Annotated in this window: 16 protein-coding genes and 1 tRNA gene; 13 read left to right on the forward strand and 4 right to left on the reverse strand. The window is 63.5% G+C overall.

What is annotated here, in order from left to right; genetic code table 11:
* Positions 1 to 15 precede the first annotated feature (15 nt).
* Both guaA and AC6JA3_RS06985 read left to right on the forward strand, forming a co-directional pair.
* Positions 16 to 1,605, forward strand: coding sequence for a glutamine-hydrolyzing GMP synthase (gene guaA / locus AC6JA3_RS06980; RefSeq protein ID WP_026539875.1), 1,590 nt, complete (start codon positions 16 to 18; stop codon positions 1,603 to 1,605).
* Between the two features lie 165 nt (positions 1,606 to 1,770).
* Positions 1,771 to 5,934, forward strand: coding sequence for an AAA family ATPase (locus AC6JA3_RS06985; protein ID WP_497920626.1), 4,164 nt, complete (start codon positions 1,771 to 1,773; stop codon positions 5,932 to 5,934).
* A 26-nt stretch (positions 5,935 to 5,960) separates the two neighbouring features.
* Here AC6JA3_RS06985 and cpaB read toward each other — a convergent pair whose 3' ends face one another.
* From cpaB to AC6JA3_RS07000, 3 genes are all read right to left on the reverse strand, one after another.
* Positions 5,961 to 6,767: a Flp pilus assembly protein CpaB gene (cpaB, locus tag AC6JA3_RS06990; protein ID WP_091549999.1), complete on the reverse strand. Its 807-nt coding sequence runs from the start codon at positions 6,765 to 6,767 to the stop codon at positions 5,961 to 5,963.
* 69 nt (positions 6,768 to 6,836) lie between these two features.
* Positions 6,837 to 7,109 (reverse strand): FmdB family zinc ribbon protein, encoded by a 273-nt coding sequence (locus tag AC6JA3_RS06995; RefSeq protein ID WP_026546253.1) that lies wholly within the window; start codon positions 7,107 to 7,109, stop codon positions 6,837 to 6,839.
* A gap of 154 nt (positions 7,110 to 7,263) precedes the next feature.
* Entirely contained in the window at positions 7,264 to 7,914 is a 651-nt protein-coding gene (locus tag AC6JA3_RS07000; protein WP_497920029.1) for a 5-formyltetrahydrofolate cyclo-ligase, read from the reverse strand.
* A 98-nt stretch (positions 7,915 to 8,012) separates the two neighbouring features.
* Between AC6JA3_RS07000 and galU the strand changes: the two genes are divergently transcribed.
* The 6 genes from galU to AC6JA3_RS07030 all read left to right on the forward strand — a co-directional run bounded on the left by galU (position 8,013) and on the right by AC6JA3_RS07030 (position 12,451).
* On the forward strand, positions 8,013 to 8,948 hold the full coding sequence (gene galU, locus AC6JA3_RS07005; protein WP_175493325.1) for a UTP--glucose-1-phosphate uridylyltransferase GalU: 936 nt from the start codon (positions 8,013 to 8,015) through the stop codon (positions 8,946 to 8,948).
* A 7-nt stretch (positions 8,949 to 8,955) separates the two neighbouring features.
* Entirely contained in the window at positions 8,956 to 9,567 is a 612-nt protein-coding gene (locus AC6JA3_RS07010) for a GNAT family N-acetyltransferase (RefSeq protein ID WP_026539881.1), read from the forward strand.
* A 145-nt stretch (positions 9,568 to 9,712) separates the two neighbouring features.
* Complete coding sequence (locus tag AC6JA3_RS07015) at positions 9,713 to 10,597, forward strand: hypothetical protein (RefSeq protein ID WP_035760470.1); 885 nt, start codon at positions 9,713 to 9,715, stop codon at positions 10,595 to 10,597.
* A gap of 6 nt (positions 10,598 to 10,603) precedes the next feature.
* Complete coding sequence (locus tag AC6JA3_RS07020; RefSeq protein WP_026539883.1) at positions 10,604 to 11,404, forward strand: SDR family oxidoreductase; 801 nt, start codon at positions 10,604 to 10,606, stop codon at positions 11,402 to 11,404.
* Positions 11,405 to 11,441: 37 nt separating this feature from the next.
* Positions 11,442 to 11,514 (forward strand) — tRNA-Ala (locus AC6JA3_RS07025).
* 367 nt (positions 11,515 to 11,881) lie between these two features.
* Positions 11,882 to 12,451 carry a helix-turn-helix domain-containing protein gene (locus AC6JA3_RS07030; RefSeq protein WP_497920030.1) on the forward strand — a complete coding sequence of 190 codons (570 nt, stop codon included), beginning with the start codon at positions 11,882 to 11,884 and terminating at the stop codon, positions 12,449 to 12,451.
* A 295-nt stretch (positions 12,452 to 12,746) separates the two neighbouring features.
* Here the strand turns inward: AC6JA3_RS07030 and AC6JA3_RS07035 are convergent, their stop codons facing one another.
* On the reverse strand, positions 12,747 to 12,911 hold the full coding sequence (locus tag AC6JA3_RS07035; protein ID WP_347783050.1) for a hypothetical protein: 165 nt from the start codon (positions 12,909 to 12,911) through the stop codon (positions 12,747 to 12,749).
* A gap of 90 nt (positions 12,912 to 13,001) precedes the next feature.
* On the opposite strand from AC6JA3_RS07035, the gene AC6JA3_RS07040 reads away from it, so the two are divergent.
* The 5 genes from AC6JA3_RS07040 (at position 13,002) to crcB (ending at position 16,687) form a co-directional block, all read left to right on the forward strand.
* Positions 13,002 to 13,544, forward strand: a complete 543-nt coding sequence (locus AC6JA3_RS07040) for a PadR family transcriptional regulator (RefSeq protein ID WP_026539886.1) — start codon at positions 13,002 to 13,004, stop codon at positions 13,542 to 13,544.
* Between the two features lie 4 nt (positions 13,545 to 13,548).
* On the forward strand, positions 13,549 to 15,261 hold the full coding sequence (locus tag AC6JA3_RS07045) for an ABC1 kinase family protein (RefSeq protein ID WP_497920031.1): 1,713 nt from the start codon (positions 13,549 to 13,551) through the stop codon (positions 15,259 to 15,261).
* A 103-nt stretch (positions 15,262 to 15,364) separates the two neighbouring features.
* On the forward strand, positions 15,365 to 15,889 hold the full coding sequence (locus AC6JA3_RS07050; protein ID WP_347783052.1) for a universal stress protein: 525 nt from the start codon (positions 15,365 to 15,367) through the stop codon (positions 15,887 to 15,889).
* Complete coding sequence (locus AC6JA3_RS07055; RefSeq protein WP_043431852.1) at positions 15,876 to 16,319, forward strand: fluoride efflux transporter FluC; 444 nt, start codon at positions 15,876 to 15,878, stop codon at positions 16,317 to 16,319. Before AC6JA3_RS07050 ends, AC6JA3_RS07055 begins: the two co-directional genes overlap by 14 nt.
* Positions 16,316 to 16,687, forward strand: a complete 372-nt coding sequence (crcB, locus tag AC6JA3_RS07060) for a fluoride efflux transporter CrcB (protein WP_026546243.1) — start codon at positions 16,316 to 16,318, stop codon at positions 16,685 to 16,687. Before AC6JA3_RS07055 ends, crcB begins: the two co-directional genes overlap by 4 nt.
* Positions 16,688 to 16,704: the final 17 nt, after the last annotated feature.

A 16,704-nucleotide genomic window follows, 5' to 3' on the forward strand; every position in this document is an offset into this window, starting at 1 on the left:
AAGTAGTCTTGTCTGGTGACTACTCCCACCGCACCCCAAACTTCCCAGAAGCCGGTGCTGGTTGTTGACTACGGTGCCCAGTACGCGCAGCTGATTGCCCGCCGCGTCCGCGAAGCGAATGTGTATTCGGAAATTGTTCCGCATACCTTCACCACCGAGCAGCTTCTGGCCAAGAACCCGGCAGCCATCATCCTTTCCGGAGGGCCCTCAAGCGTCTACGCAGAGGGTGCCCCGTTCGTGGGTGCTGACCTCTTCGAGGCCGGCGTTCCCGTGTTTGGCATCTGCTACGGATTCCAGGCCATGGCCAATGCCCTGGGTGGCAAGGTAGCCCAGACCGGTTTGCGGGAGTACGGTGCCACCGAAGCCCTGCTGGTAGGTGACGCACGCTCCATCCTCGATGGCGTCCCGGCGTCCCAGAACACCTGGATGAGCCACGGCGACTCTGTTCACGAGGCCCCCGAGGGCTTCGAGGTTCTGGCTACTACGGCCGGAGCTCCGGTAGCTGCCTTCGCCAATGACGAGAAGCGCCTTTACGGTGTGCAGTGGCACCCGGAAGTGAAGCACTCTGTCCTTGGCCAGCATGTTCTGGAGAACTTCCTGTTCAAGGGGGCCGGCCTGAGCCCCAACTGGACCACCGGCAACATCCTCGAAGAGCAGGTGGACCGGATCCGCGAGCAGATCGGGGACTCCAAAGTTATCTGTGGCCTCTCCGGTGGCGTCGACTCCGCTGTAGCTGCGGCTTTGGTCCAGCGCGCCGTTGGCGACCAGCTGACCTGTGTCTTCGTTGACCACGGCCTCCTGCGTGAAGGCGAAGCCGAGCAAGTCGAGCGCGACTTCGTGGCTGCCACGGGCGTCAACCTCTACGTCGCCAATGAGCAGGAGCGCTTCCAGTCGGCTTTGGCCGGCGTCAGCGACCCCGAAACCAAGCGCAAGATCATTGGCCGGGAGTTCATTCGTGCTTTTGAAGAAGCCGAGCGGGCCATCATCGCCCAGGCTGCTGCCGAAGGCGAGAAGATCAAGTTCCTGGTTCAGGGAACACTGTACCCGGACGTCGTCGAATCAGGCGGCGGCGAAGGTGCTGCGAACATCAAGAGCCACCACAACGTGGGTGGGCTTCCTGAGGATTTGCAGTTCGAGCTCGTCGAGCCGCTGCGGGCCTTGTTCAAGGATGAAGTGCGCGCTGTTGGTGCCCAGCTTGGTCTGCCGCAGGAAATCGTCGGACGCCAGCCGTTCCCGGGCCCGGGCCTCGGAATCCGTATCGTAGGCGAAGTAACCAAGGAACGCCTGGACCTGCTGCGCAAGGCCGATGCCATTGCCCGCGCCGAACTCACGGCCGCAGGGTTGGATAACGACGTCTGGCAGATGCCGGTTGTCCTCCTGGCCGATGTCCGCAGTGTTGGTGTCCAGGGTGATGGCCGTACGTATGGCCACCCGATCGTGCTGCGCCCGGTGTCCTCCGAGGACGCCATGACGGCGGACTGGTCGCGGTTGCCTTATGACCTCCTCGCCCGGATCTCCAACCGCATCACCAACGAAGTTGATGGAGTGAACCGCGTGGTGCTGGATGTCACCAGCAAGCCACCGGGAACCATCGAGTGGGAATAGCATTCTAAAGTGGCCGGCTTCCTTTGGAGGCCGGCCATTTTGCTTGGACCCCCGTAGTGCCGTGGTCCCCGCAATTTGGCAGGCACCTGTGAAATGACGGCGAATTTCGCGTCGGAACAGCGTTGCGGTCCGGACTGCCAAGGTATTCCCGCTACCCTCGAAGGTATGCCGGTATGGTCCAAGGCGTCTAAAGCTAGTACAGAAAAGAAGGCAGAAGTTGTGTCATTAGGTCAAGGCCAGGAAGAGGGCTCCGAAGAGCTCCGTAAATGGCTGTCTGGTCTTAAGCCCGTCACCGGGGCGGACACGATGCTGCGTTTCGTCAAGACGCCGGAGGGCGCCATCGATCTCAGCAACGCGCACCCCTCGGGGTTGGCGCAGTTGCTGGCAGGTCGAAGGACGCGCCTGTCCACCTTGATCCGGGACAGGCAGCAGTACTTGGTGGCAGCCCGCGCCGCCCGCAATATCAGGTCCAAGATCTTCGAGCTGAGCAACGATCGCGGTATTGAGGCCGGTTATTTGTCGGCAGGGACCGTAGTGTGGACCTCTGCTGTTGGTGGAAAGCCCCAACGCGTTTCCGCACCCGTCATGCTCGCTTCGATCATCCTGACCATCAGGCCGGGCGAAGACGACTTCGAGCTTCAGCTCACCGAGCAGGCACGGATGAATCCTGCCTTGGTCCGCCACCTGAAATCGGTCCATGGCATCGTCTTCGACGTCAACGCAGTGGCCCGCATGGCCTATAACACCGCGCGTTTCGATCCCCAGCCGGTGCTGGACCGGCTGGCAACACTCGTCCAGCCGATTCACGGTGCCGAGGTGGAGTTCAACCTGCTGGTCACCACCCTGGCTGACCTGTCGGGCAACCTCGATGATCCATGGATCAACATGAACAATCCCACCGTTGCGGCGCTTGCTGTTGCAGCCAACGGTGGTGACATTGAGCCTGAGCCGATCAAAGCCGGCCGGTTCCCCAGCCTCGATCTTCGTGATCCGGCGGATGAACTCCTGCTGTTGGACGCCGACACGGACCAGCAGTACGTTGTGGATGCCGTCCGCGCCGGGGATTCCCTGGTTGTCAGCACCCCGCCGGGCAGCGGGCAGACCCAAACCGCCATCAATGCGATCGGTGCGCTGGTCAGCGAAGGCAAATCCGTGCTGGTGGTAGGTGACAGGCAGTCCAGCCTGGCAGGACTCTCCGCGCATCTGGAATCGCTCGGCCTTGACTCCATGCTGTTCCGCCCCGGCAACGGGACCACTCCGCAGCAGCTCAAGGGCCAATTGGTCCGGGCCATCATGCGCAACGAAAAAGCGCTTGAACCCCAGCTGGGCAATCTGCACCAGACGTTGACCGGGCACCGCCACGCCTTGATGGACCATGTGGCCTCGCTGCACAACGTCCGTGAACGGTGGGGGTGCTCTCCCTACCAGGCCATGCAGTCACTGGCAGAGCTGACATCCATCCACCCCGCGCCTTCCACCACTGTCCGCCTCAAGCGCAGCGTCCTGGACAACATCAAGGACCGGGAGGAACTGGCAGGCCGCCTGCGCCGGGCAGCGGAGCTCGGCAGCTTCAGCCGGACGTCCACTTCCAGCCCTTGGTACGGCGCACGCCTCGTCACGCGCAAGGAGACCGAAGAAGCCCAACAACTCGCGCGCCTGGCAGAGGAGAAGCTTCCTGTCCTGCGGGACAGGATGAAGCAGGTTTCCGACCACGCTGAAATCCGGCTGGGCGATACTTTCACCGAATGGGGTGCACAGCTCGAACTGCTCATCGCCGTCCGGGAAAGCCTGGATAAGTTCACCCCTGATATCTTCGACCGGCCGGTACATGACCTTATTTCCGCGACCGCCAGCTCCGCCTGGCGCCGGGAGCGGAACCTGGAGATGCCCTCCATGCAGCGGTCCCGCCTGCGCCGGGTAGCGAAGGAATACGTGCGGCCCGGCGTGCACATCGCCGATCTGCACAGTTCCCTTGTCCTGGTTCAGGAGCAGAGGGCCCTGTGGGCAGGCTATGCCACCACTCAGCGCCACCCCGCAGTGCCTTCCGGACTCGCTGATCTTGGTGTCCTTTACAGGGAACTTGACGATGTCCTGCACCGCCTCGGTGCCTCGCTCAAGCACACCAGCGCCGGTGGCTCCCTGCACGGCACCCCGTATCTGGAACTGATGGAGCGGTTGGAACGGCTTGTTGCAGACACGGCAACACTGGAGACCCTTCCCGAGCGGACCCTCCTCATCGAGGAAATGCGCGAGCACGGACTCGGTGAATTGTTGTCCGACCTGGCTGCCCGCGAAGTTCCTGCCGCTTCCGTGGCTGCCGAATTGGACCTGGCCTGGTGGCAGTCCGCTTTGGAAGCCATGATCAGCGGGGACGACTACCTGGCGATGTCCGACGGCGATTCCCTGCGTCGCCTTGAAGCCGAATACCGGCTTGCAGACCAGGCGCACATCGCCAGCGGTGCCGCCCGCCTCCGGTGGCAGTTGGCGCAGAAATGGCGCCAGGGGCTCCAAGAGCACCCAAGGCAGGCGGAGTTGCTGCGCGCACTGCTGAAGGACGGCCGGGTCACGTTGCCTGCGCTCAGTGCCCAGGCGCCGGACCTGGTGCCGCTGCTTGTGCCTGTGTGGTCGGTCAGCCCCTACCTCCTGACCGGTGTTCTTCCCGCCGAGCAAAAGTTTGACGCCGTGGTGGTGATTGACGCCGAATCCACCTCGCTGCAGGCTGTCCTCCCGGCCATTGCCAGGGCCAAGCAAGTGGTGGCCTTCGGTGATGCGAAGATTGCCCATGCACGGACCTTCAGCGTTGCCGTGGAGCCGCCGGTTGCCGGCGTTGCAAGCCACGAGAATGTCGACAGCGCCTTCAAAGCACTGGCAAGGGTCCTGCCAACCTGGCAGCTGAACTGGGTGTACCGGGCGGTGGACGAGGACCTGATCCTTCAGCTGAGCAAAAACTATTACGACGGGGGCCTGCGCCGCCTGCCCGACGGGAACTCCGTCACAGGGTTGGACCGCTCCATCCTGGTGGAGTACATTCCCGATGGCACTGGCCTTCCCGGGGCTGACCACGAGGGCGTCGAATCCGTGACAGCAGAGGTCAACCGCGTGGTGGACCTTGTGTTCGAACACGCCAGGCTGCGGCCCCGCACGTCGTTGGCGGTTGTGACGGCCAGCCTGCGCCATGCTGCCCGCATCGGCGAGGCGATCAGGCTGCAACTGCCCAACCATCCGTTGCTGTCCACCTTCTTTGGCGCCGGCCCTGAGTCTTTCCGTGTGGTGGACCTGGAGCGTGCCCAAGGCCTGGTGAGGGACCACGTGATCTTCTCCCTCGGATACGGGCGCACCCCGCACGGCCGGGCACTGCACTCTTTCGGGCCGCTGTCCGCTGAGGGTGGCCGTAACCGGTTCGCCTTGGCCATGACCCGTGCACGGCGTTCGATGCATGTCCTGAGCTGCTTCCGTCCCGAGGACCTTGACCTTGACCGGCTGGCTCACGGCGCCGTGGACTTCTACGAGCTGCTGGACAGGGAGCTTTCGGGAAACAGCAATCTTGGTACCCCCGCTTCCCGTGCGGTTGCCAGTGAGCAGGCTCTTGGCGAGGATCCTTTGGTGGCTGACCTTGGAGAACGACTGAGGGCCCGCGGTGCCCGTGTATGGCATCTCTATGATGGCGTGCTGGACATTGCTGCTGCCGCTGATCCCGTTCATACGATTGGCCGGGAGGGAGCGGAAATCCCCACACCCGTTGCCATCGAATCCGATGGAACCGAGCGCTATCGCCGGATGAGTGTCCGCGAACGCAGCCGGCTGCGTCCGCAACTGCTGGAGCGCATGGGGTGGCGGTACATGTCCCTGTGGACCATTGAGGTCTTCACGGATCCTTCATCCTGCGCGGATCGCATCGGTTCGTACCTTGGGCTGGAGAACCACATTCCGCGGTCGACGTCGCCGGAGCATGGCTTCCTGGACATGGACGTTGAACAATTGAGTGCGGACAAAGGGCAGCCCACATTTGCTCCGAGTCCGGCACGGGAGGACCAGGTTCAGCCTGGCGAAGCTGCCGGAAACGAAGACAGCTACGCAGACAACGGGAAAGAAGCAGTACTGATGGAACAAGCAACCGGTCCCGAAGACGAGGTTGGGGTCGAATCTGCCGAACCGGCCGCCGATGCCGATGATGAGGCTTCGGAGGCCAGGAGTGCGGCAGCCAAGCCCGGCGTGAGTGGCATTCTTCCCACCAAAGCCGCGGAAGATGATCCCCGCCGATGGGGAGACGAGTCCGGCTACGACCATGAGCAGTGGTTGAAGGAACAAAAGCCTCCGCACTGGGGCTGATCTTCCGCCACCATGTGGATCGCCCGTCACGGGGTGACCAGAACAAAGAAAAGCTTGCCTTGCGTAGATGCGCCGGCAAGCTTTTCTGCTTGTTGGGGATCCGCGGCTACCACCACAAGTCCTTCGGTGTCGTTGGTGCCCAACCATTCGCCGGCTTTGCCGCCGTGTGCTGAGGTCCAGAGCACAGGTACCGGACCTGCCAGTACCTGGGTTTGCCGTGATTCGTCGTAGGAACCGGACGATGTCAGGACCACGGTGACCAACTGGCCGGGGGAGAGCAGCTGGATGGAGGACGGGTCGGCCATCCGCAGGGGAACGGCCGCCGTGCCCACCGGTGATCCGGTGAGGAGCCCGGGGCCCAGAAGGCTGGATTCCGTGGGAATCTGACCCCGGTTCAAAGGTGCAGCCAACTGGCGGCCAACAAGGGCCCCGCCATCCGAGATCGCCCCGGTGAGGGCGAAGTCACGGGGTATGCCCATGGTGGTGAAGTCAGACTCAGCGAGAGTAGCTCCCGTTGGGAGGTCGCGGGCGGCCACCAAAACGCTGACCTGCAGCTCCGGGGCCGGGGTCAGTTGTTGGACTGCGATGCCGGCGGCCAAGCACAGCAGGAGGGCAACGGTGAGGCGCCTGTTCCGGGCAATCCACGAGCCAATCCTTCGCCGCCTGCCCCGAGGGGTGGAATGATCCGGCGGGCGATGGAACCTCGTGGGCATGTTACGGCCCGGAGATTGGTGCCCAGGATTCGCGGAGGGAACCGGGCGCGAAGGACCGGTGGTTGCTGACGCTGATCGACGGGCGCGGGCAAGGAGGGCGCTTCGAGACTGTTGTGGCATGACGCCACGCTAGCCACGCGCCGGCACACCTGACAGGGACCCAGCGGCGTATGTGGAAAAGGTGGGGACTCAGCTCGCAGCAGCTGCGGGGGCAGGGGTGGCTGCAGGCGCAGAAGATGCCGCAGCGGGTGCTGCCGGTGCCGCTGAGACGGTGCTTCCCTTGGCGTCACGGGAATCAGTCCGGTAGAAACCTGAGCCCTTGAAGACGACGCCGACGCTGTTGAACTTCTTGCGAAGGGCGCCTTTGCACTCAGGGCACTCCGTCAGGGAGCTGTCAGAGAATGACTGGACGATGTCAAAGGCATGGTCACAGTCTTTGCAGGCGTATGCGTATGTGGGCACTGAGTTCCTCCTTCAGGACAAAGTTCAGGTCCTGTGCAGCGTGGCGAAGATTTTACTTCGCATTAGCAGTCGCAGGGCCTGAGTGCCAATTCTATCATCCGGCTCCGTCCGATGCGCCAGCAGATGTGCCGGACCTCACCAGCAGGCAGTGTCCTCAGGCTGTTCTTCCAGCGGTGCCCGGGTCCGCCGTTCTGCTGTCCTCTGCCCGGCTGTGGAGTTTGACCACGCCGGCTGGCGTCAACACCTCCCGCACGGGGCGGTCGAAGGCTTCGGCGGGAATCGAACCTTCCGGCAAGAGGTCGTCGTCGTACACCACCGCAATGGTGGGCGGCCGCGAGCCCGAAGTGTCCAGGCCCTGGAGGAGCCGATCGTAGTAGCCCCCGCCCTGGCCAATCCGGTTGCCATCCCTGTCCACAGCCGTGGCGGGCATGAAGATTCCGGCGGCTCCTGCCACAACCTGGCTTTCCAGGCGTTCACCCTCGGGTTCGTCAATAGGGGCATAGGACGAACGGACAAAGACGGTGGACGGCGTCCAGTAGACCCAGCTCAACTGCCTGCCGGGCTCGCAAACGGGAAGGAGGATCCGGTGCCCTGCCTCGTACAGGGAGTGGATGAGGGGCATGGTGGGCGGCTCAAATGCGACGCCCACGTAGACGGCAAAAGTGGCCGGTGCGCCGGAAGTGGCTGCTGCGGCCCATGCCGTTCCATGCTGTGCAAGGGACGTGCCTGCGGCGGCAATCTGCTCGGGGGTGAGGCCCCGCCGGTGGAGGCGCCGGGTGCTGCGGATGTCTTCCTTCGATGCCATGGGTGTCCGATCGTGAGGTTCGCCTGGTGCTGGTCCGGCAACAGAAGCTGCCGTCGGGTCCACAGAAAAGTCTTCCCGGCGCGGCGAGGGTTTAGCCGATGATGTGTTCCTTCCGTTACATTAGTCCGGTGACTCTCGATAACAATGCTGTCCGTAAGGCCGTCATCCCCGCAGCGGGTCTTGGCACCCGGTTCCTGCCTGCAACAAAGGCGATGCCGAAGGAAATGCTGCCCGTGGTTGACAAGCCAGCCATCCAGTACGTCGTCGAAGAAGCGGTCAAGGTTGGCCTGCACGACGTCCTGATGATCACCGGGCGCAGCAAGCGCGCCCTGGAGGATCATTTCGACCGCGTGCCGGCGCTGGAAGCGACGCTGGCTGAAAAGGGCGATACCGCCAAGCTTGAGGCCATCCAGTCCGCCACCAACCTCGGTGACATCCACTACGTCCGCCAAGGCGACCCCAACGGCCTCGGCCATGCAGTCCTTCGTGCAAAGCAGCACGTCGGCCACGAGCCCTTTGCGGTTCTCCTGGGTGATGACCTCATTGACGCCCGCGACAACCTCCTGAGCGACATGATCGCCGTCCAGCAGAAGACCGGCGGGTCCGTGGTTGCGCTCATCGAGGTGGAACCCTCCAAGATCAGCGCCTACGGTTGCGCCGACGTCGAAGAGATCGGCGAGGACGGCTACGTCCGCATCAAGCAGCTCGTGGAGAAGCCTTCCCCGGAAGAAGCGCCGTCCAACCTTGCCGTGATCGGGCGCTACGTGCTGCACCCGGCCGTGTTTGACGTCCTGGAGAATACAGCTCCGGGCCGTGGCGGGGAGATCCAGCTGACTGACGCCCTCGAGGTCCTTGCGGCCGGTGAAGGTGAAGGCTACGGCGTGTACGGCGTTGTCTTCCGGGGCCGCCGTTACGACACCGGCGATAAACTCAGCTACCTCAAGGCCTGCATCGAGCTTGCCTGCGAACGCGAGGACCTTGGTCCTGAACTGCGTGAGTGGCTGCCGACCTTCACTGCCTCGCTTCCCAAGTAACCTCAGGATGTACGGCTCTGCGATCTGGCCGGTGACGCTGGAAAGCGGAGACCTGCTTCTTCGCCCCATCCGATACCGCGATAAGCGGGAGTGGTCCGAAGTCCGTTCGCGGAACAGCGAATGGCTTGCTCCCTGGGAGGCGTCCAACCCGGCACCGGGTGGGCGCCTGCCCAGCTATCGGCAGATGGTGGCCTCGCTGAACTACCAGGCGCGCCAGTCCACTGCGTTGCCTTTCCTCATTGTTGAAAGGACCCCGGGATTCCGGGAGCCGCTCATCGTCGGGCAGCTGACCGTTTCTTCCATTATTTGGGGATCGGCCATGATGGCCACGCTGGGTTACTGGGTGGATAAGGGCCGGGCGGGGCAGGGTATTGCTCCGACAGCGGTGGCCATGGCAACCGATCACTGCTTCAAGGTGTTGGGCCTTCACCGGATGGAAATCAACATCAGGCCCGAAAACAAACCCAGCTTGCGGGTAGTTGAGAAGCTCGGTTTCCGCGATGAGGGGTATCGGGAACGGTACCTGCACATCAACGGCGAATGGGCTGACCACCGCTCCTTCGCCTTGACAGCGGACGAGGTTCCTGAAGGCCTGCTACGTCGGTGGCTCAGGGGATAAACGGGCAGGTCATGGGCCGTTTTGTCCGTATATCCAGTCATTTGCGGACTCGACGACGACACACCGGCCGCAATGCCGGTGCACCCGGTGATTTGCTTCTACGGTTTTGAATGTGGACTTCCCTCTCAGCAGCTCAGTGATACTCGTGGTCACTGTTGCGCTGTGGATGGTCTGGGTGGCGCCCTACGTTCTCCGGAACAGGCGCCAACAGGTCCAAACGGCCACTGTTCCAGCAGAGGCGATCGACGACGAACCAGACGAACCGCAGGCAGGGGTGGTACTGACTTTGGCACCTCAGCAGGAGAAACCGATGGAGACCATGCACAGCAAAGCACAGGCGTCGCCCCAGGAATCCCGCGTGGCTGAATCGTCGCTCCGGCCAGCGCCCACCACTCCCTTCACCATCCGCTATGCCCGCCTGACCTTGGCGTTGGCAGGGCTTGCCTTGCTGGTGACTGCGGCGGTTTCGGGCATCCTCCTCATTTTCGGTGCGGGGTCGTTCTGGCTGCCGTTGGTGTCCTTCATTGGTGCGGTCCTCGCTGTCGTGACTTTGCGCAAGCTCGCCCTCAGGGATCTTCGCGAACGCCGGGCCCGCCGCGCCGCACAGGCAGCGCCCATCCCGACGCCCGCACGCTACTTGCCGAAGGAACCGGTTCTCGAGGCGAAGGAAACAACGGTCTTCGACGCCGAAGCGGCCAGCCGTGAAGCTGCGCGTTTGTCTGCTGTCGAACTCCGCCAGGCCGCGCTGGCTGTTGCCGTCGCCGCAGGGGACACCTCGGCGCAAGCCGCCGAAAACACCAAAGGTTCCAGCTGGGAGCCTGTCGCCGTCCCCAAGCCCACCTATGTTGAGGCCGCGAAGGCGCAGAGGCCTGCGCCCGAGCCCCTGGACCTTCCGGAAGCTCCCAAGCCTGTAGGCAAGCCGGTCCTGAAGCAAAGTGCGGAACCAGCGGAGCCCACGGCAGCGCAGTCCGCAAAAAGCCAGAGCGCGCTCAGCAACCTGGACGACGTCCTGCAGCGCCGCCGCGCCTAGTCCCGCATGGCCATCATCTGTGTCGCGGGCGGTACAGGCCAAGTCGGAAAGGAAGTTGTCCGGCTTGCTTCTGCTGCCGGTCACACGGTGATCTCTTTGTCCCGCCACGTGCCGCCTCCCGGCTCAGCGAAGTATCACGATGGCGTCACCTACCTTGCGGGCGACGTCACCACCGGCGAAGGGCTGGCAACCGCATTGGCGGGTGCCGACGTCGTTATCGACTGCCTTGAAGGGCAGCTTGGCAAAGCCCGTAAGAAATTCGCCGACGGCGGTGCCCGGCTTCTTGCCTTGGCACACCGTGCGGGGGTCGGAAGGGCGGTGGTGCTGTCCATCATCAACTGTGACAAGAGCACCTACTCCTACTACGCGTCCAAGGCTGCCAAAGAGCGCAAGTACGCTGAGTCACCGATGGAGACCGTGGTGGTCCGGGCATCTCAGTTCCACGGCTTGGTTGCGGCGATTTTTGCCGCTGGAGCGAAGGTGCGCCTGATTCCTGTGTTCAGGGGTGCCAGCTTCCAGACGATCTCTCCGGTGGACGTTGCCGCAGCCTTGCTCGATGCCGCTTTGGAGAGCGCGTCTCCGGACCGTCACCGTCTGCGGACGGTAGTTGGCCCGGAATTGCTCACCATGCAGCAGATGGCGGAGTCATGGAAAAGGGTCACCGGCACGCGTGGCCGGATCCTGGAGGTGCCGCTGCCCGGTGCGATGGGCGCGTTCCTCCGTGCCGGCAACAACCTGATCCCGGGGCAGAAGGATGGCAGCGAGACGTTCGTGTCGTGGTTGGAAAAGCGTCGGGAAAGTTTGTAGCCTAGGGACACTGGCCGGTCGGATACGGACTGGTCCAGGGGCTATAGCTCAGTTGGTAGAGCGCTTCGTTCGCATCGAAGAGGTCAGGAGTTCGAATCTCCTTAGCTCCACAGATGGCGGTGCTTCTTGACCTGTCACCAGTTACGGAATCCCGGGGGTCTTCGACGCGGCATCCGTGTCGGAACATGCCAGCGCCCTTCTGCTCTGTGTGCCTGCCGTCGAACCTTCCGTGTTGTGCGTCGTCGCCGTAGCGCTCACCCACAACAAGCTTCCGAGACGGTGGATGCCCCGCTGCAAACTCCGAGCGTCTGTTCATCTTCAAATATTGACACTAAGCCCCACGGCTGTAGGGTTTAGTGTATGTACAAGAAGGAGATGACTGTCGCGGAGGCCGGGGGCAGGCTAGGCATTACTCGTGCCTCAGTTCATGACCTGGTCGACTCTGGACAATTGACGGCCAGTGGCAGGGCTGGCCGTATGTTGCTCATCGATCGGTCGTCAGTGGAGCGCTTGGCCATCGCTGGCACCCGTCGTGGCCGTGCTTGGACGGCCAGTACTGCCTGGGCTGCCTTGGCGCTGCTCTCTGGCCAGAACCCCACTTGGATCAGTGCCTCGGAGAAGTCCCGGTTGAAGAGCCGGTTGCGTGAGTTGGACGCCGACGCCGTTTTTGTTCTTGCCCGGAACAAGGACAAAACCCATCGCTATAGGGCGACCTCGGACGGGCTGGCGGCACTTAACGATCACCTGATCCCCAGTGGTGCATCGGCCATGCGCGAGGAGTCCATTGCAGGGACCTTCGGGATGGCAGGTGGGAGCGGGACTGCCGAAGGCTACGTCATGAGCAAAGACGTCTCCGCCCTCGCGGACGCGTTCGGCCTGGTCAAAGATCCCGACGGCAACGCCATCATTCATGAAGTCGATTTGGGCGAACCCTTCGTCGACGGGCGGGCGCCGGTGGCGGCGATCGCCGTAGATCTCATGGGCTCGTTGGCGACCCGCGAACGCAGCGCCGGGCAACGTGTCATCAATGGCCTTCTCCATGTCTGAGGCGGGACTTGACGCCGCCGAACCAGCAGGTGTCCGCGAGTCCTGGGACGTGCCCGTTCCTCCGGGAGGTTGGGGAACTCCGTGGCCACAGTGCGTGGAACTGGCCAGGGCACTGCCGTCCACTCACTGGACTTTGGTCGGTGGGCTCATGGTGCAGCTGCACGCCGCGGCCGCTGGTCTCTCCTTAGCTCCACATTCAGCCCTCAGGCTTTCATGCCCGGCAAGTAGTGGCCCCTTCCCGGGCAAGCAAAAGACGAGTACCAACTACTCGTGTGCCCACCCCTCCCGTTCGCCTTTACTGAACCCAGCGGAGCCCACGCGTCGGCCAATGATCCCCCTCGTTCGCCGGGGCTGCCCCAAGGTTCCGCAGCGGGGGCCGGACGGCATCACCCCAGAAGTGCCGTCCGGCCCTGCCCACAAGGACCTGAGGCTTGAGGACCACGGCCTCCTCGTTTCCCATGGATGGTCCTTTTCCGTTGTTTCGGAACCGCGCGGGGGTATATCGTTAACTATCGTTTAGTATCGTTCGCGATTGATTGAGGTGAGCTTGATGCACAATTCATTCCCTGCAAACGGATTTATGGGCAACAACCTGGACGGCATGTGGCAGGCCGTTGAAGAGTTCCGTTCCCGGTTCGAGAAACGTTCAGGAACCCGCGCCGGCCGCGGCGAACTGCGAACGGCGATCCTTGCCCTCCTCGCTGAGCGGCCCATGCACGGTTACCAGATCATTCATGAAATCGAGGAGCGCAGCGGCGGCAGCTGGAAGCCGAGTGCTGGTTCGGTCTATCCCACACTGCAACTGCTGGCAGACGAGGGCTTCGTCAGCGCCGAGGAATCCAGCGGACGCAAAATCTACTCCCTGACCGAAGCCGGGCGGGAAGACGTGGCAGGGTCTGAGACGTCCGCACCCTGGGATTCCCTGGGTACACCATCAAGCCCGGGCTTCGCCGCATTGCCCAAGGCAGGAGTGGACCTGGCGCAGGCCGCGGCACAGGTTGGCCGTACCGGAACGCCGAAGCAAGTTCAGGAGGCTGTGACGGTGCTTGAGGAGGCCCGCCGCCGCCTGTATTCGATCCTCGCCCAGGACTGAAGGGGTGACGTCGGTTCGGCCCGAACGGATTGATTCCACGAGCGGCACAGGTAATCCCCGTGCCCGCTATCGTCGGATTCTGCGATTCGCCGCGTGGCATTTGGCGGTCACATGGTGGTTTGAGCTGTTCCTGCCCAGGGTGGGCTTGCGCCGCCTGACCGAACGGAACCGTGCTGCCAGGATGCGGCGCTTCGCCCGGCGATTTCATGGCCTTGCGGTGGACCTCGGGGGACTGATGATCAAGGTTGGCCAGTTCATGTCGTCCAGGCTTGATGTGCTGCCACCGGAAATTACCGCAGAGCTGGAGGGGCTTCAGGACGAAGTTCCGCCGGTTCCGTTTCCCGCCATCCGGGCCTTGGCCGAGGCCGAACTTGGCGCGCCCTTGGAATCGGTCTTTGCCTCGGTCGAGGAGACGCCAATCGCGGCTGCATCACTGGGACAGGCGCACCGGGCCAAGCTCCTGGCCGGCAATGCCGAGGACACCGGCCTCAGCAGTGTGGTCTTCAAGGTGCAGCGGCCCGGCATCGCCGGGATTGTCGACGTCGATCTCGCTGCGTTGCGCAAGGTGGGAGGCTGGCTGAGCCGTATCCGCCTCGTCTCCAACCGGGCAGATGTGCCCGCCCTCATCAAGGAATTTGCGCAGACCAGCCTCGAGGAAATCGACTACTTGAATGAGGCAGCCAACTCCGAGCGTTTTGCTGCTGACTTCGCCGATGACGCACGGGTGACGGTCCCTGCCGTGGTCTGGGAGCGGACCACCCGCCGTGTGCTCACCCTCGAAGATGTCACCGCCATCAAGATCACCGACGCCGGTTCGCTTCGCCTGGCCGGCATCGACCCGTCCGAGGTGGCACCGGTATTCGCTTCGGTGATGTTTGAGCAGTTGTTCGCCAACGGTTTCTTCCATGCCGACCCCCATCCCGGCAATATCTTCGTCACGCCGTCCAATGATCCATCCAGCGAACATCCCTGGAAGCTGACGTTTATTGACTTCGGCATGATGGGTGAGGTCCCGGTCAAGACACGCAGCGGCCTCCGGAAGCTCCTCATCGCCGCTGCCTCAAGGGACGGCAAGGGCATGGTGACCGCCATCAGTGATGTGGGAGTGCTGATGAAGTCTGCCGATACCGCGGAGCTTGAACGGGCCATGACGCAACTCTTTGCCCGGTTTGGCGGCATGGGTTTCGCCGAGCTTCGCGATGTTGACCCGCGGGAGTTCCGCGAATTTGGCAATGAGTTCGGCAGCGTGATCCGCTCCCTTCCCTTCCAGCTGCCCGAGAACTTCCTGCTCATCATCAGGGCCATGTCACTGACCTCGGGCGTGTGCAGCTCGCTGGATGCCCGCTTCAACCTGTGGGACTCCGTTGAACCATACGCTGCACAGTTGCTGCGGGACGAGCGCGGCAACCTGATCAACGATGTCGCATCCCAAACACTCGAAGCCGCCGCCATAGCCCTGCGCCTGCCCAAGAGACTGGACGGGCTGGTGACGCGGGCCGAAGAAGGTTCGCTCCAGGTGGGCAACCGACGCCTGGAGCGCCAGATCGCGCGGCTTCTCCTGACGGCCCGGCGGGCAGTCGCGGCGCTGGTTTTCGGCGCGTTGCTGATTGCCGGAGCCATCCTGCGGGCGGACGATCCCGGATTGGGCAACGTGCTGATGATCGGCTCCGTCCTTCCCTTGCTGTACGGGCTATGGTCGGGCCGGAGCCGGCCCTGAGATCCAGGCCCGCCGCTTATCGGGAGGGGCTTGGCACCGACTCCCTCATTGAGCAGCATTTCCCTCACCGGGCAGCGTCAGTACCACGCCGTAGACTTTCCCTGTGACAGAGACTCCCGCTCCGCGTTCCTCGGCCCCCACCAGGGCGGCCGGCCCCATCCTGGTTGGCGTCATGCCGGGGCAACACCCAGTGGTCCTCGAACAAGCGGCAAGTGTTGCAGCCAGCGCCGGGCTTCCGCTGGTGTGCGCCTACGCGGACGTTACGGTGTATCCGGTGGACGGCACCACTGGGGGGCCGGCCGCGCCGATCGATCCCGATGGGGTTGATGAGGATCCTCACGCGATTCCCGAATCCCTCACCAAAGCCCTCCACGATTATTTGGACGGCGCGCCAGTTCAATGGTCGCTGGTCCATCTGGCGGGGGAGCCTGCCCGCGCCTTGGCCCGTGAAGCGGAGGACACGGGAGCGTCCATGATCGTGGTGGGTACCCGTGAGCACAAGCTGGCCGCGGCGTTGAAGGAACTGACAGCTGGCTCGGTGGCCCGCCACTTGTTCCACCGCCAGGAACGGCCCGTGCTGGTTGTCCCCGTCAATCCCCGGATCCCCACCGACGATGCCGAGGACTAAAGAGCACAGCTCCGTCCATCTCCGGGGCAAGTTCATCGCGATCGTGGCAGCAGGCGGGGTGTTCGGAGCATTGGCGCGGTACGGCCTGGGGCTGGTGATTCCCGCGCCCGGTGCGTGGCCGCTTCCCACCCTGCTCATCAACCTTTCGGGGGCCCTGGCCTTGGGCGCGCTGCTTGAGGGACTTTCCCGCAGGGGGCCCGACGTCGGCAACCGCCAGGTCCTGCGGCTCGCCTTGGGTACGGGTTTCCTGGGTGCCTACACCACCTACAGCACGCTGGCCTTGGACGCAGTGCACCTGTTTACTGCCGGGGCGGCTACTGCCGCAGCAGGGTACCTCGCGGCGAGCTTGTTGGGCGGGGCCGCCGCAACCACTGCCGGTATCTGGGTGGGCGCCTGGCACCACAGGCGCGGAACGGGGCCTCGATCGTGACGGTCATCCTTCTTGCCCTGGCAGGTGGGCTGGGCGCGGCGGTACGGTTCGTCGTCGATGGCTTCCTCCGGGCACGCCTGAAGACTGCCTTCCCGTGGGGCACCGTGGCCATCAACGTCTCGGGTTCGCTGCTGTTGGGTTTCCTGGCTGGGCTGGTCATGCGTGGGCAGGCACCGGATTCCCTCCTCCTCATTCTCGGAACAGGTTTCCTGGGCGGCTACACAACCTTCAGCACTGCCAGCCTTGAGACGATCCGGCTGGTTCAAAGCGGGCGCACGGCGTTGGCGGTCATCAATGGGTTGGGGACCATGGCGGTGAGCGTCCTGGCGGCCGCAGCGGGTGTGTGGATCAGCGTGGCGCTGCCCTGAGCAGTGGCGAACCTCAC

The sequence above is a fragment of the Arthrobacter sp. TmtSoilC79 genome, from assembly GCF_059739405.1.

Bases quoted from the DNA above. Each gene is read 5' to 3' on its own strand.
- AC6JA3_RS06985 (WP_497920626.1), top strand. From the start codon at position 1,771: ATGCCGGTATGGTCCAAGGCGTCTAAAGCTAGTACAGAAAAGAAGGCA.
- cpaB (WP_091549999.1), bottom strand. From the start codon at position 6,767: ATGCCACAACAGTCTCGAAGCGCCCTCCTTGCCCGCGCCCGTCGATCA.
- AC6JA3_RS07000 (WP_497920029.1), bottom strand. From the start codon at position 7,914: ATGGCATCGAAGGAAGACATCCGCAGCACCCGGCGCCTCCACCGGCGG.
- galU (WP_175493325.1), top strand. From the start codon at position 8,013: ATGATGTGTTCCTTCCGTTACATTAGTCCGGTGACTCTCGATAACAAT.
- AC6JA3_RS07010 (WP_026539881.1), top strand. From the start codon at position 8,956: ATGTACGGCTCTGCGATCTGGCCGGTGACGCTGGAAAGCGGAGACCTG.
- AC6JA3_RS07020 (WP_026539883.1), top strand. From the start codon at position 10,604: ATGGCCATCATCTGTGTCGCGGGCGGTACAGGCCAAGTCGGAAAGGAA.
- AC6JA3_RS07030 (WP_497920030.1), top strand. From the start codon at position 11,882: ATGTTGCTCATCGATCGGTCGTCAGTGGAGCGCTTGGCCATCGCTGGC.
- AC6JA3_RS07035 (WP_347783050.1), bottom strand. From the start codon at position 12,911: ATGGGAAACGAGGAGGCCGTGGTCCTCAAGCCTCAGGTCCTTGTGGGC.
- AC6JA3_RS07040 (WP_026539886.1), top strand. From the start codon at position 13,002: ATGCACAATTCATTCCCTGCAAACGGATTTATGGGCAACAACCTGGAC.
- AC6JA3_RS07055 (WP_043431852.1), top strand. From the start codon at position 15,876: ATGCCGAGGACTAAAGAGCACAGCTCCGTCCATCTCCGGGGCAAGTTC.